At 67.5% G+C, this 13,656-nt stretch carries 12 protein-coding genes; 4 read left to right on the top strand and 8 right to left on the bottom strand.

What is annotated here, in order from left to right; genetic code table 11:
- Positions 1–12 precede the first annotated feature (12 nt).
- From ACT535_RS15200 to ACT535_RS15175, 6 genes are all read right to left on the bottom strand, one after another.
- Entirely contained in the window at positions 13–969 is a 957-nt protein-coding gene (locus ACT535_RS15200; RefSeq protein WP_476365047.1) for a PDR/VanB family oxidoreductase, read from the bottom strand.
- A complete protein-coding gene (locus tag ACT535_RS15195; RefSeq protein ID WP_476365046.1) occupies positions 966–1,553 on the bottom strand; it encodes a dimethylamine monooxygenase subunit DmmA family protein in 588 nt (195 codons plus the stop codon). The genes ACT535_RS15200 and ACT535_RS15195 overlap by 4 nt, the downstream gene beginning before the upstream one ends.
- Before the next feature lie 11 nt (positions 1,554–1,564).
- Positions 1,565–3,247: an APC family permease gene (locus ACT535_RS15190; RefSeq protein WP_476365045.1), complete on the bottom strand. Its 1,683-nt coding sequence runs from the start codon at positions 3,245–3,247 to the stop codon at positions 1,565–1,567.
- A gap of 226 nt (positions 3,248–3,473) precedes the next feature.
- The gene (locus tag ACT535_RS15185) at positions 3,474–5,768 is read right to left on the bottom strand and encodes a DUF1989 domain-containing protein (RefSeq protein WP_476365044.1); all 2,295 of its coding nucleotides are present in this window, start codon (positions 5,766–5,768) and stop codon (positions 3,474–3,476) included.
- Positions 5,769–6,317, bottom strand: coding sequence for a flavin reductase family protein (locus ACT535_RS15180; RefSeq protein ID WP_168459169.1), 549 nt, complete (start codon positions 6,315–6,317; stop codon positions 5,769–5,771).
- 90 nt (positions 6,318–6,407) lie between these two features.
- Positions 6,408–7,811 (bottom strand): acyl-CoA dehydrogenase family protein, encoded by a 1,404-nt coding sequence (locus ACT535_RS15175; protein ID WP_476365043.1) that lies wholly within the window; start codon positions 7,809–7,811, stop codon positions 6,408–6,410.
- A gap of 401 nt (positions 7,812–8,212) precedes the next feature.
- Between ACT535_RS15175 and ACT535_RS15170 the strand changes: the two genes are divergently transcribed.
- Complete coding sequence (locus tag ACT535_RS15170; RefSeq protein WP_476365042.1) at positions 8,213–9,343, top strand: aminomethyl transferase family protein; 1,131 nt, start codon at positions 8,213–8,215, stop codon at positions 9,341–9,343.
- Between the two features lie 159 nt (positions 9,344–9,502).
- Here the strand turns inward: ACT535_RS15170 and ACT535_RS15165 are convergent, their stop codons facing one another.
- Positions 9,503–10,468 carry a ring-cleaving dioxygenase gene (locus ACT535_RS15165; protein ID WP_476365041.1) on the bottom strand — a complete coding sequence of 322 codons (966 nt, stop codon included), beginning with the start codon at positions 10,466–10,468 and terminating at the stop codon, positions 9,503–9,505.
- A 308-nt stretch (positions 10,469–10,776) separates the two neighbouring features.
- On the opposite strand from ACT535_RS15165, the gene ACT535_RS15160 reads away from it, so the two are divergent.
- The 3 genes from ACT535_RS15160 to queD all read left to right on the top strand — a co-directional run bounded on the left by ACT535_RS15160 (position 10,777) and on the right by queD (position 13,039).
- The gene (locus tag ACT535_RS15160; protein ID WP_476365040.1) at positions 10,777–11,940 is read left to right on the top strand and encodes an alpha/beta hydrolase; all 1,164 of its coding nucleotides are present in this window, start codon (positions 10,777–10,779) and stop codon (positions 11,938–11,940) included.
- Between the two features lie 71 nt (positions 11,941–12,011).
- Positions 12,012–12,647: a 7-carboxy-7-deazaguanine synthase gene (gene queE / locus ACT535_RS15155; RefSeq protein ID WP_476365039.1), complete on the top strand. Its 636-nt coding sequence runs from the start codon at positions 12,012–12,014 to the stop codon at positions 12,645–12,647.
- A gap of 35 nt (positions 12,648–12,682) precedes the next feature.
- Entirely contained in the window at positions 12,683–13,039 is a 357-nt protein-coding gene (gene queD, locus ACT535_RS15150; protein ID WP_168459270.1) for a 6-carboxytetrahydropterin synthase QueD, read from the top strand.
- Between the two features lie 7 nt (positions 13,040–13,046).
- Here queD and ACT535_RS15145 read toward each other — a convergent pair whose 3' ends face one another.
- Entirely contained in the window at positions 13,047–13,607 is a 561-nt protein-coding gene (locus ACT535_RS15145; RefSeq protein ID WP_476365038.1) for an NADPH-dependent FMN reductase, read from the bottom strand.
- Positions 13,608–13,656: the final 49 nt, after the last annotated feature.

The raw sequence follows: 13,656 nt of genomic DNA, 5'->3' as shown, positions 1-13,656 counted from the left end.
AACCTCCCGGGATCACAGGTCGATGACGATGCGCGGGCCGCGGGCGCGCGACACGCAGGTCATGATGAGGGTGCCGGCCGCCTTCTCCTCCGCGGAGAGGAAGTCGTCGCGGTGCTCCGCCTCGCCCTCGACGAGAGGCGTGGCGCACTGGCCGCAGGCGCCGCCGCGGCACAGGCACGGGGCGTCCACGCCGGCCGCCTCGATGGCCTCGAGCAGGCTCTGGCTCTCGCCCACCTCCACCTCGATGCCGGACTTCCGGAGCACGGCGCGGAAGGGAAGGCCGGTGACGTCGCCGCCGAAGCTCTCCTTGTGCACCTTGCCCTTGGGCCAGCCGAGCGCGGCGGCGGTGGAGGCCACCGCCTCCATCAGGCTGTGCGGCCCGCAGACATAGACATGGGTGCCCAGCGGCTGGCGCGCCAGCAGGCCGGCGAGATCGAAGGCAGCGCGGCCGCCGCCATGCACGCGGATTTCCTCACCCGCCGCATAGGGCGCGAGCAGGCGCTCGAACACCGGCACTTCCTCCAGCGTGGCGAGCTGGTGCAGCTCGAAGCGCGCGCCGCGCGCCTTCAGCTCCGGCAGGAAGGACAGGAGCGGGGTGATGCCGATGCCGCCGCCGATGAGCAGGTGCTTCTTCGCGGTGGAGGCGAGCGGGAAGAGGCTCACCGGATTGGCCATCTCCAGCACGTCGCCCGGCGCGACCCGGCGATGGAGATAGGAGGAGCCGCCGCGCGACTGGGCGACGAGGCGCACGATGATGTCGTAGCGCGCCCGCTCAGAGGGCGGGGAGACGAGGGAATAGGCGTTCTTCATCACCCGCGCCCCGTCGCGCAGGGTGAGGAGCACGTGCCCTCCTGCCGGCGGGGTGGGGAACACGCCGCCGTGGGCGGGTTCGAAGGAGAAGCGCTTGAGGCTCGGCGCAAGCTCGACGATCTCGCGCACGCGCACATTGAAGGGCTGGGCGGCGTTCATGCGTAAAGCTCCTCGGCCTCAGGCACCTCACCGGGCACCTCGGCGTCCACCTGGACGGCCATGAAGGCGGCGAGCCGCCGTGAGAAATGATCGCGCACGAACAGGGATGCGCCGCAGCCCGGGCAGGTGAAGATGGAGGTAGTGACACCCTCGCTCACCGTCCGGCAGTGGACGCAATAGATGCGCCGCGCCTTCGGGCCGACCGCGGCGAAGGCGGTCTCCTGCCGGCTGAGGCCGGCCTTGTCGGCGCGCCCCCACACATCCCACAGGAACGGCTCGGCGCCGGCCGCATAGAGGCGCAGCCCCATGGTTTCGCGGGCGAGCCGCTCCTCCAGCGCGGAAAACAGGTGCGGCACAGAGCGGAAGACGGCGACGCTGCCCGGCGCCTCCTCCATGGCCGGGGCGGAGGGCACGGCGCTGCGCCGGGCCACCGTCCAGACCTCGAAGGCGGAGGGGGTGACCCCCTCCGCCAGCGCTTCAGCCGGGACCTCGGCCGCCTCAACCACCAGAAGGTGGTGCCGTCCGGACGGGTCCGGGGCGATGGGGGCGTACGTCGGGCGGCTCTTGATACCCTGGTCGCTCATTTCGTCTCCGTTCAATAGACCGCAATGCTGCGGGCCACGATGATGACAACGGCGCCAAGCACGAGGGCGAGGTAGGGCAGCATCCCCGCTCGCGTGCCGGCACCGGGTTCGGCCTTGAGGTGCATGTCCTCCATCATTGCGGCCGGGAACTGGCCCTTGTCCGTCACATAGTGCCGGAACAGGAACACCGGGATGATGGCGGCCGATACGATGAGCCCGGTGACCAGCGTGCCCGCGCCCCAGATGTCGGCACCCATGCCGAGCAGGAACAGGTTCACGTAGGCAAGCACCGTACCCATGCCGAGGAGCCAGACGGGGGCCTTGAAGGGGCGCTCCCAGGCGGGGCGGTCGATGCGGTGCATCCAGGCGGAATTCAGGTTCAGGAAGTTGAAGAGGATGTAGCAGACGTTGGAGATGGCAAGGATGAACACGTAGTCCGACATCATCAGCAGGATGAGGTTGAACCCGAGGTCCGTCCACATGGCGCGGGTGGGGGCGCCGTTCTCGTTCACGTGGCTGAGGTACTTGGGCAGCCAGCCGTCCACCGACGCCTGGTAGAGCGTGCGGGAGGAGCCGGCCATGGAGGTGATGATGGCCAGCATGAGCGCGAGGATCAGCATCACCACGATCACGGTGTGGACGATGGGTCCGCCCTTGATCATGTCGGCCATGGCGCTCGCGACACCCATGCCGGAATAGATGTCCGCGGAGAGGATGCCGGAATAGACCGCCGGCGTCGTCACCGTGCCGGAGGCATCCACCACCGCGGGGGTCACGAGCTGGCCGAGGCCGAGCACGCCCTGGAAGGAGATGGGCACGATGGTGAAGACGAAGATGCAGAGCAGGCCCGAGTAGAGGATGGCCTTGAACGTATCCGTCTTCGGGTCGCGGAACTCGCGCGTGTAGCACACCGCGGTCTCGAAGCCGTAGGTGGACCACGCGGCGATGAAGAGGCCGCCGGCCATCAGGGTGAGGCCCGCCATGTTCCACTCGCCGGCGATCACCTTGCCGGCCTCGTCCTTGGCCAGCGGGGCGAACGGCCCGAGGTTGGCGGCGAGCACGTCGCCGGTGAACAGAGGCACGAGGCCGATGAGGATCAGCGGCAGCAGCGCCACCACGCCGAGGATGACCTGCACCTTGGCGGTCTGGCTGATGCCGCGGTGCTGGATGGCGAAGGCGACGAGGAGCAGCACCGCGCCGAGGATGAAGGTGGCGTTGATGCGCAGCGCGAGGCCCGCCTTCAGCCAGCCGAGATCCACCAGCGTGAGCTGCCAGGTGTTGATGGCCGCATCCGGCGCGAACAGGATGGAGAGCACGTAGCCCGCCGCCAGGCCCGAGCCGATGGACAGCACCGGCGACCAGGCCAGCCAGTTGCACCACACCGAGAACGGCGCGAGCAGCTTGCCGTAGCGCACCCAGGCGATGGCGCCGTAGACCGAGGCGCCGCCCGACTTGTGCGGGAACAGGCCGGCGATCTCGGCGTAGGAAAAGGCCTGGATGAAGCCGAAGATGATGGACAGGATCCACACGAACCAGGCCGGCGCGCCCACCGTGGCGCCGATGGCACCAATGGAGAAGAGCACGAGGGCGGGCACGCCGCTCGCGATCCAGAAGGCGCCGGTCCAGCTGATCTTGCGTTGAAGCGTGCCGGCCTCAGGCGCGGCGATCGCCTCGTTGGTTGCTGCGATGCTCATGTTATTCCCCTCAATTATGGAGGGGAGTTTCCAGAGAAGAAACTTTTTTGTCAACGTATAAATTGGCCAACTGGATGGTGAAAGCGGCTCAATTTGCACGCATCGCCCGCTCAATGCTTGGGCATACTATCGTTAGGGAAACAAATGCCTGCGGCCCCGCAGTGCAATGCGCGGGGCCGGGCTGGTTTTACCTCTGCTCAAGTGTCATCGCGCGGGCGATGACAGGTCAGGATCTCACCCTCGTCTTCTGCGGATCGAAATGGGGGAAGGGCACGATCTCGGCGCCGATGCGCTTCCTGTGCCCATCCAGCTTGCCGATCTCGAGGGCCGTGCCGGTCGCGGCATGGGCCACATCAATGCGGGCGAGGGCGATCTGGGCCTTCAGGATGGGCGAGCGCGTGGCGCTGGTGACGAGGCCCACCTGCGCCCGGCCGACGAACAGCGGGTCGCCATGGCCCACCGCATCGTTGTCCTCGATCTTGAGTCCCACGAGCTTCCTGGCCGGGTTCGCCTTGCGCCGCGCCAGCGCCGCCTTCCCCACGAAATCCTCATCCTTGTCCGCCACGGCGAAGCCGATGCCGGCCTCAAAGGGGTCGGTCTGGTCGCAGAAGTCGTAGCCGGCGAAGACCAGCCCCGCCTCGATGCGCAGCATGTCCAGCGCGGAAAGGCCGAGCGGCTTCATGCCCTTCGGTGCGCCCGCCGCCCACACCGCATCGAACAGCGCCTTGCCGTCCTTGGGATGGCACCAGATTTCAAAGCCGAGTTCGCCCGTATAGCCGGTGCGCGAAACCACCAGAGCCGGCCCCGTGGGGCCACCGAGGCGCGCGACCGCGAAGCGGAACCACTTCAGCTCGGCGATGGCGGGCTGGGTCGGCCCGGTCCAGATCACCCCGGCGAGAATCTCCCGCGCGAGCGGCCCCTGCACGGCGATGTTGTGCAACTGGTCGGTCGATGAGCGGACGTGGACGTTGAGGGCCCATTCGGCCGCCCTGGTGCGCAGCCAGGCGCCGGTGAATTCCTCCCCGCACACCAGCCGGAAATTGGTCGGCGACAGGCGGAACACGGTGGCATCATCGATCATGCCGCCATGGTCGTAGCAGAGCGCGGTATAGACCACCTGGCCCACCGCCAGCTTGCGCATGTCGCGCGTCACCGTGCGCTGGAGCAGAATCTCGGCATCCGGCCCCGTCACCTCGAACTTGCGCAGCGGGGAGAGGTCCATCACCGCCGCCTTCTCGCGGCAGGCCCAGTATTCGGCGATGGGCCCTTCGCTGGTGAAGCAGGTGGGCAGCCAGAAGCCGCGATACTCCACGAAGTTCCGCGTATGGGCAGCAAGGCTCTGGTGGAAAGCGCTCTCGCGCGTCAGGCGCGGCTCGGCGTCGGCACTCATGCGGAACGCGATCCCCTTGGAGAAGTTTTCGGCGCCGTCATAGACGCGCACATGGATGTCGGTGGGCTCCCAGCCATTGGCTGGGTCGATGTCATCGGCGCAGGAGGAGGTGGCGCACACGAGGTCGGTCAGCGCCTTGAGCAGCACATAGTCGCCGGGCCGCGACCACGGCTCGTCCATGGTGATCGCGTTGGTGTGGTCCACGGCGGTGTTGTAGAAGAAATTGATGGCCGGCCAGCCGGCGCGCTCCCGAATGCCCAAAGGTGCGAGCACGGCGTTGAAATTGTCCGTGCAATTGGCATGGCCGGGATAGCCCATGTCCTCATAGTATTTCGCCGAGCAGGCGAGGGCGAAGGTGTCGTGGCGCCCGACAGTATCGCGGACGACCTCCACCAGCGGCAGCTGGCGCTCGTCGTAATATTTGGAGTAGAGCCCCGGCCCCGGATAGGCGGCGCCCATGAGCGTGCGGGTGGTGGTGGCGTCGAGGCCGTATTCCACGCCTTTCTCCAGCGCGGCGGCGTCGAAAGCGAGGAAGTCGGCGCACTGGCGGCCGTCCACGTCGATGATCTGGATGTAGTCGCCGGCCTTCACCCGATAGGCCCGGGCCTCGGCCGCGGGCACGCGCACGTCGAGCTTCGGCGGCGCGAGCGGGGCGGGGAGGGGACGGCCGCGGCCCCGCGCACGGGTGACGGTGACGATGAGGTCGGTAGGCGCGTCCTGCGCATACGGTGACATGGGGCCCCCGGGGGCGGCGATCACCACGAGCACGTCGGCTCGGGCCGCGACGTCCGCCGTCGCGCCCGCGCCGCCGTCTCGCGAAAGCAATGTCCGGCCCGCCAGCGCTGCTGGCGCGAAGCCGTTTTCCGCCAGAAGCCGGGCAACCTCCGCGCTGCCCTCTCCCCCCTGGTCCAGCAGAGCCGGCAGCGTCTCCACGCCGGCGGCCTCCCAATCCTCCACCGCATCTCCATCAGTGACAAAGACCAGCGCCGGCTGGAGCCCTTCCGGGTCCAGCACGGTCAGTCGGTCTCCGGCGCCGAGCGTGAGGGCGGCGAGGCCGCCGCCGCGCACCACCACCCGCTCCCGGGCGGCGGTGGTCGAGGAAGGGCCGGGCGGAAGCAGGGAGGCGTCCATTCACCCCTCTTGAGCGATGGATGCGAGCAGCCGGTAGCTGCCGCGGTAATAGAGCAGCGGGTCGCCCTCGCCCTCGGCGTGCAGATGCACCACCCGGCCGACGAAGATCACATGGTCGCCGCCGTCGTAATGGGCGTAGGGCACGCATTCGAAGATGGCGTGGGCGGGCACGAGGCGCGGCGCGCCGGAGGGACCGACCTCCCAGGGCGTGGCGGAGAACTTGTCCTCGCCGGCGCGGGCGAAGCGGTTGGAGATGTCCTGCTGGCTCTCCATGAGGATGTTGACCGAATAGGCCTTCACCTTCTCCAGCCGCGCCAGCGAATGCAGCGAGCGGGCCATGGAGAAGAGAATCAGCGGCGGGTCCAGCGAGACGGAGGAGAAGGAATTCACCGTCACGCCGATGGGGCCGTCCTCGTCCTGCGCCATCACTACGGCGATGCCGGTGGCGAAGCGGCCGAGGGCGTTGCGCAGTTCGCGCGGGTCGAAACGGGCGTCGAGATCAATGGTCGTCATGGCAAGGTACTTTCTGAAATGCGACAGCCCGTCCATGATAATCCCCTTCGATGGCGGGCGCGCGGGCCTTCGCCCCCCTCCTGAGCGACGGAGAGGGACGAAGGCTCCGCGTGGTGGCGTCCCGCGTTACGCCACCTTGGCCGGCTGAAGCTCGGCCAGCAGCTTTTCGGCGAAGGCGCGCTTCTCCGCCTCGTCCATCTTCTTGATCTCGTTGTTGAGCACGCGCTCGTTGATCGACTTGTTCCAGTAGTCCAGCGAGCCGAAGCCCAGCAGCGCGGCCTTGCCGACGAACTGGCGCAGTACCTCGTTGGTGGGGCCCATCACCCAGCCGGCCTTGCCGTCACGCAGATAGCGCTCGATCTGGAGCGCCGGGCGGAAGCCCGTGCCGCCGGTGGCGTGGAGCATTTTGTCCACTACATGGGCGACGTTCTTCGCCGCCTCGAACTTCACCTGCCACAGCCAGTGGAGCAGGGTGGAGCGGGGCAGCGCGTCGATGTCCTTGTGGATCGACCAGTCGCAATTGTTGGTCACCGAATCCAGCGCCTGGGCCATCTGGTAGTCGAAGGCGCGGCAGGAATTGGTGTCCATGATCGCCTCGCCCACATAGTCCTGGATGGTGGGGTAGTCGGCGACGCGCATGCCCACGTCATTGTGGGTCTTGCGGGTGGTGTGGCGCTTGGCGATGTCGATGACGGCGAGCGAGATGCCGTTCCAGCAGGCCGACGAGCAGGTCAGGAAGAAGGGGTCCACCACCTCGTCGTTGGACTTGGCGCCGTCGCCGATGGGGCCGACGAGGGCCTCCTTCGGCAGCACCGCATTCTCCACCACGATGGGGCCGGACTGGTTGCCGCGCAGGCCGAGGCCGTCCCACTCGGAGGGGTTGGCCTTCACCTCGTCCTTGGTGACGAGGAAGCAGGAAAGGTCGGAATAGTCGCCCGAGAAGCCGGGGCTGGTGGTCTGCACGATGTACCAGTCGGCAAAGCCGCCGGAGGTGGTCCAGGAGGCCTTCTTGGTCACCTTCCATCCGTCGCCATGGGCCTCGGCCTTGGAGGAGATGGGATACCAGAAGTGCGAGCCGGTCTCGGGATCGGAATAGGAGAGCGTGCCGATGAGCACGTCGGTGTCCAGCCGCTTCAGGATGTCGGTAAGGAGCGGGTTGTCGTGGTGGCGCAGCAGCGCTGCGGCCACGGCGCCGAGGTGCATGGTGTAGCACATGGCGGTGGAGGGGCAGCCGTAGCGGGCGATGGTCTCCACCACCATGGCGGCGCAGACATGGTTCTGGCCGAGGCCGCCGAGGTCCTTCGGCACGATCAGCGAGAGCAGTCCGAGGGTGGCCAGGGCCTCGAAATTCTTGCGGGGGTAGATGTAGTTGGCGTCGCTCTCCACGGCGTTCGCGCGCAGCGTGGTCTCGCACAAGGCGATGAGCTTCGCCTGCAGGTCCTTCTGCTCGGCGCTCAGCAGCCACTGGGGGTCCCACTCGAAGCCGAGCCCCCAGAACTCTTCCTTGCCCCACATCTTTGTCTCGGACATATCTCAAGCTCCGCCCGGGCCGGCGCGCGGGCAGTCCCCGCGGCCGTCCCTGCCATTTGCGATCACGCTGTGGCGCGCCTGTTCCCCTCAGTGAACTTTTTTGACGCGGTAGAAACGAGAGTGCCACGGGCCATTTTTGGTGCAAGCCCATTAGTTGGGCGTTTGACGCCTGCTGGATGACCACGATCTGGGCGACGCATGGGTCCACCTCGCTTTCCTTTGCCGCCTTTCGCGCCATGCTACCAAAGAAATTTCTTCTGAGGAAAAGTAATTGACAGCAACGTTGGCCCGCCATCAGGATGCGGTCGTCGCGGCGCGCATGGCCGGCCTTCCGGCCGCCTGAGCCGCCCGCCTTAACGACGGGCCCGGCGCACGGGCCGGCATCCTTCAAGAGAGGGCACATGACCAGCGCGATCCTTCTGCGCCAATCGATCCTCAACGGCCGTCACCGGGACCTCGGCTCCAAGCTGGAGGAATCCTGGAACGACATGGCGATTCCCCAGCACTACGCCACCGATCCCCATGTGGAGACGGAGACGGTGCGCACCCGGGCCGGCCTCTTCGACGTGTCCGCCCTGAAGATCATCGACATCGGCGGCCCGGACGCCCTCGCCTTCCTCAACAAGCTGCTCACCGCCGATATCGCCAAGATCCCGGCCGGCCGCTCCATGATTTCGTCCATCGTCGATGACGAAGGCGGGCTCATCGACGACGTGCTCGTCTATGTGGACGGCGACGGCAAGTTCCGCCTGTCCCACGGCGGCGGCGCGCTGGAAGAGGCGCTGCCAGTGGTGGCGCAGGGCTTCGACGTCACCTTCGCGCGCGACAACGACGTCCACATCCTCTCCCTGCAGGGCCCGCTCGCCCTCGACATCCTTTCCCCACACACGCCGATGGTGCTGAAGGACCTGCCCTATTTCGGGCACGGCAAGACCACCCTGTTCGGCATTCCGGTGTCGCTCGCCCGCGGCGGCTACTCGGCCGAGCGCGGCTACGAAGTCTTCTGCGCGGCGAAGGATGCGGTCTTCCTCTGGGACAAGATCCTCGAGGTGGGCAAGCCGTTCGGCGCCATGCCGGTGTCGTGGGACTGCCTCGACATCGTGCGGGTGGAAGGCTCCCTGCTGTTCTTCCCCTTCGACATGCCGCACAAGGACACGACGCCCTTCGAGGTGCTGATGGACTGGTCCGTGGACCTGTCCAAGCCGGACTTCCGCGGCAAGGCGGCCCTCCTCGCCCGCAAGGGCACGGAGCGCACCCACCAGGCGGGTCTCGAAGTGCTGGCGGCCAAGGCGATCACGCCTGGCGCGAAGATCTTCAAGGATGGCGACGAGGTGGGCGTGGTGAATTCCACCACCTACAGCCGCCACCTCATGAAGTCGCTGGCGCTGGTCTCGCTGCGGCCCGACGTGACCGCGCTGGGCACTGCGCTCACCGTCACCGACGGTGACGAGAGCTTCGAGGCGACCGTGGTGCGCACCCCCTTCTACGATCCCATGCGGCTGCGCACGCACCCTCTGGAAGAGCGGGCCTGACGCTCGCCTGAGGCGCAAACAAAAGGCCGGCCGGACGGGATCTCCCCGTCCGGCCGGCTTTTTTTGCGTTCTGGGCACCGCGTGCGTTCGCGAAATCCCTGTTGCCGCCCGGTGGATCGCCCGCACGAGGCGGGCGATGACAGCGAAGAGGATCTGCCCTCAGAGCGGCTTCAGCCCGGCCTCGATGGCGGCGCGGCGGCCTTCCAGGAAGGGCGGAAGCGCGAGGCGTTCGCCGAGGTGCGCGGCATCCTCGTCGGCGGCAAATCCCGGCCCGTCGGTGGCGAGCTCGAACAGCACGCCGTTGGGCTCACGGAAATAGAGGGAGCGGAAGTAGAAGCGGTCCACCATGCCGCTGTTGGGGATGCGCAGCTCCTTCAGCCGCCGCGCCCATTCCTCGTACTGGTCGAAGGTGGTGACGCGGAAGGCGACGTGATGCACCGCGCCGGCGCCCTGTCCTGCGGGGGAAAGCCCGGGCTCCACCTTCACATGCACCTCGGCGGCGGGGCCGCCTGCGCCCATCTCGAACACATGGATGGCGCGGCCGTCCTCGGCGGCATAGGTGCGCACCTCCTTCATGCCCATCACGTGGATGAGCACGGCGGCGGTGGGGGCAAGGTTCGGCACCGAGATCAGGATCGGGCCGAGGCCGCGAATCTGGTGCGCCTCCGGCACCGGGCTCTTGGCCCAGGCGACGCCCGGACCCTTGCCGTCATCGACGATCAGGGCAAGGCGCTGGCCCTCCCTGTCCTCGAAGGGAAGCTGGTGGCGGTCGTCGCGTGTCTCGATGCCGGCGTGGGAAACGCCCGCGTCAGTGAGGCGCGCCGCCCAATATTCCAGCGCCGCCTCATCCCGCACCCGCAGCGAGGTGCGCACGGCGGCGTGGCTGCCCCGGCGCTCGCGCGGCACCGGCCAGTCGAAGAAGGTGAGGTCGGTGCCGGGGTTGGCTTCCCCATCGGCATAGAAGAGGTGATAGGCGGACACGTCGTCCTGGTTCACCGTCTTCTTCACGAGGCGCATGCCAAGCGTCTGCGTATAGAAACGGTGGTTGTAGGGCGCATCCGCGGTGATGGCCGTGACGTGGTGAAGTCCGGTCAGCGGCCCGGTGGTCTCGGTGGTGTTCGGCATGGCGTCCTCCTCCGGCGTGCGGAGCCTGTATCTGTCTGATGCCAGAGATAGGCGCGCAGCCGCTTCGGGACGAGAACCACGTTCGCAATCCGGGTTTGCCGATTTGCAAGAGCCTTTTGTGGAATAGGGTCCGGTCAGCTCGTTCATGCAATTTGTGGTAACCGGCAGCGTGGCCGCGTCGGCACCATTTCACCGGTGTTCAGCATTTCCCGCGATCGCCGTTCATCCGCCTCATTGTTTGTGCCAAGAAGGCCGTTCCATGCGGGGGCATGCAGGTGGGCGTGGCGGACTTCGGGGGACTTTGGCGCATGACGTTCCGCAATATGGCCCTGCGCCTCATGGCCGCTGCAACGGTGGTGATGCTTGTCGCCGGCTGCTCCGATCGCCCCGGCATCGATGCCCTCGTCCCGGTTTCCGCTCCGCTGGCGGAGGGTGCGCGCGAGCAGGTGATCCTTGTCGCCTCCACCCGGGAGCGTGATCCGCGCCCCGGCGTCTTCTTCAACGGTGAGCGCTCCGCCCAGCTCAATTTCGCGAAGATCGACCTCTCCGTGCCGCCCACCCACAGGCCGGGCGAGATCGAGTGGCCCAAGAACGGCCTCGGCAATCCCACCACCGACATGGTGGTGCGCGAGGCCATCTACCGCGACACCGAAGGCGAGTTCCTGCGCGACCTGAAGAGCGAGCTGGCCCGCCGGCCCGCCGGCAAGCGCAACGTCTTCATCTTCGTGCACGGATACAACACCATGTTCTCGGAGGCGCTGTACCGCCTCGCGCAGATGGCGACGGACTCCGATGCGCCGGCCGTCCCCATCCTCTTCACCTGGGCCTCGCGGGCGACGACCGAGGGCTATGTCTACGACAACAACAGCGCCACCGCCGCGCGCGACCAGCTCGAGGAGACCATCCGGCTCGCCTTCGGCAGCGGCGCGGACCAGGTGAGCATCCTCGCCCACTCCATGGGCAACTGGCTGACGGTGGAGGCCCTGCGGCAGATCCGCATCTCCGGCAAGACCCTGCCGGTGAACAAGATCGGCAACATCATCCTCGCCGCGCCCGACATCGACGTGGACGTGTTCAAGACCCAGCTGCGTCGCTTCGGAAAGCCGCCGAAGCCGTTCATCGTCGTCGTCTCGCGCGACGACAAGGCGCTCGGCTTCTCCGACTTCCTTGCCGGGAAAAAGCCGCGGCTCGGCGAATACGCCAACGACACCGAACTCGTGAGCCTCGGCGCCGTCGTGGTGGACATGACCGACGTGAAGGCCCTCGACAGTTTCAACCACGGCAAGTTCGCGCAACTGGCGGAAATGGCGCCGCAGCTGCAAAGTGCGCTTGCCAGCGCCAACGGGACCGCGTCCTCCAACACGGTTCAGATGGAGGGGGTGCGCATCACCGGCCTCGATCAGGCCCGCGCGGCCCATCCGCCCGGTCCCGTGGGCCAGTCCGCCAGCGTGCAGCCGGCCCCCGCCCAATAGAGGCCGCGCAGGCGACCTATGCCGGGCCGGCGCTTCCCTCGCGGGCGCGTTCGGTCTAAAGGCGTCGCCTCATGGCCTATTCAGTCAAGGAAATGTTCCTCACCCTGCAGGGGGAGGGGGCGCAGGCGGGGCGTGCTGCCGTCTTCTGCCGGTTCGCGGGGTGTAACCTGTGGTCCGGGCGGGAGGAGGATCGCGCCGCCGCCCAGTGCCGTTTCTGCGACACCGATTTCGTCGGCCTGGATGGCGAGGGCGGCGGCCGCTTCGCCGATGCCGAGGCGCTGGCGGATGCCATCGCCGCCGTGTGGGGACAGGCGGGCGCCGAACGCCGCTTCGTCGTCTTCACGGGCGGCGAGCCGCTGCTCCAGTTGGACGATGCGGCCATCGCGGCAGTGCATGGACGGGGCTTCGAGATCGCGGTGGAGACCAACGGCACGGTGGTCGCGCCGGAGGGGCTCGACTGGATCTGCGTCAGCCCCAAGGCCGGCACCGAGCTGAAACAGCGCGCGGGCCACGAACTGAAGCTCGTCTTCCCGCAGGCCGGGCTCGATCCCGCCGAGGTCGCGAACCTCCCTTTCACCAACTTCTTCCTCCAGCCCATGGACGGCCCGGATCGCCGCGCGAACACAGATGCGGCGGTGGCCTATTGCCTCGCCCATCCGCGCTGGCGCCTGTCCGTCCAGACCCACAAGATGATCGGAATTCCATGACGACCCGTGACACCCCTGCGGCGCTGCCCGGCCGCGTGCGGATCACCCAGGGCTTCACCTTCGAGGCCGCGCATTTCCTGCCCAACGTGCCGGAAACCCACCGCTGCCGGCGCGTGCACGGCCATTCCTATCGCGTGGACCTTGCGCTCGAAGGGCCGGTGGACCCGGTGACAGGCTTCGTGGTGGACTTCTTCGATGTGGAGAACGCCTTCGGCCCGCTCTTGAAGCAGTTGGACCATTATTGCCTCAACGACATCGAGGGGCTGGAAAACCCGACCGCCGAGATCATCGCGGCGTGGATCTGGACGCGGATGAAGCCGCTCCTGCCCACGCTCGCCTCCGTGCGGGTCTATGAGACGCCCATGTCCTACGCGGAGTACGCAGAGGGGTGAGCGGGCCTCAGCCTGCTGCCTCCCCCGCCTTGGCCCTCTTCACGAAGGTCGCGAAGGCGGAAAGCTGCTTCTTCGTGAAGTCCAGCGTGCCCTGGTCGGTAACGACGCCGTCCGTGATCTTGGTATGGGCCTGGGCGACCATCACCTCCGGCACGTTCATGACGTGGGCATTGAGCGCCACCAGCACCTGCCGCAGGTGATATTGCGCGCGTGCGCCGCCCATGCTGCCGGGCGAGGCGGACAGGATCAGGGTGGGCTTGCCGGCCAGCGGCTGCGGCTTCAGGCGCGACAGCCAGTCGAGCGCGTTCTTCAGGCCGCCGGGGACGGAATAATTGTATTCCGGCGTCACGATGACGAGCGCATCCGCCGCCGCGACCTTCTCCCCCATGACCGTCACAGGCGCCGGGAAGCCTTCCGCCTCGATATCCCCGTCATAGATGGGGAATTCGGCGATGGAGGGCAGGATTTCCAGCGTCGTCCCCTCCGGCGCGATTCCCGCGAGCGCGCGGGCAAGCGCGGCATTGAGGGACCCCTTGCGAACGCTGCCGACCAGCACGACCCAGTTCATCGCCATTCTCCCGCTGCTCGCAATCCCCTGCCCACATGGGCACGCCCCG

It is taken from the genome of Xanthobacter sp. DMC12 (genome assembly GCF_056314105.1).
Note: the sequence above shows the minus strand (reverse complement) of the source record. Positions and strands in the feature narration are given on the sequence as shown.

Coding starts and splice junctions, on each gene's coding strand:
- ACT535_RS15145 (WP_476365038.1), bottom strand. CDS start 13,607: ATGAACTGGGTCGTGCTGGTCGGCAGCGTTCGCAAGGGGTCCCTCAAT.
- ACT535_RS15175 (WP_476365043.1), bottom strand. CDS start 7,811: ATGTCCGAGACAAAGATGTGGGGCAAGGAAGAGTTCTGGGGGCTCGGC.
- ACT535_RS15170 (WP_476365042.1), top strand. CDS start 8,213: ATGACCAGCGCGATCCTTCTGCGCCAATCGATCCTCAACGGCCGTCAC.
- ACT535_RS15195 (WP_476365046.1), bottom strand. CDS start 1,553: ATGAGCGACCAGGGTATCAAGAGCCGCCCGACGTACGCCCCCATCGCC.
- ACT535_RS15190 (WP_476365045.1), bottom strand. CDS start 3,247: ATGAGCATCGCAGCAACCAACGAGGCGATCGCCGCGCCTGAGGCCGGC.
- ACT535_RS15180 (WP_168459169.1), bottom strand. CDS start 6,317: ATGGACGGGCTGTCGCATTTCAGAAAGTACCTTGCCATGACGACCATT.
- ACT535_RS15165 (WP_476365041.1), bottom strand. CDS start 10,468: ATGCCGAACACCACCGAGACCACCGGGCCGCTGACCGGACTTCACCAC.
- ACT535_RS15185 (WP_476365044.1), bottom strand. CDS start 5,768: ATGGACGCCTCCCTGCTTCCGCCCGGCCCTTCCTCGACCACCGCCGCC.
- queE (WP_476365039.1), top strand. CDS start 12,012: ATGGCCTATTCAGTCAAGGAAATGTTCCTCACCCTGCAGGGGGAGGGG.
- ACT535_RS15160 (WP_476365040.1), top strand. CDS start 10,777: ATGACGTTCCGCAATATGGCCCTGCGCCTCATGGCCGCTGCAACGGTG.
- ACT535_RS15200 (WP_476365047.1), bottom strand. CDS start 969: ATGAACGCCGCCCAGCCCTTCAATGTGCGCGTGCGCGAGATCGTCGAG.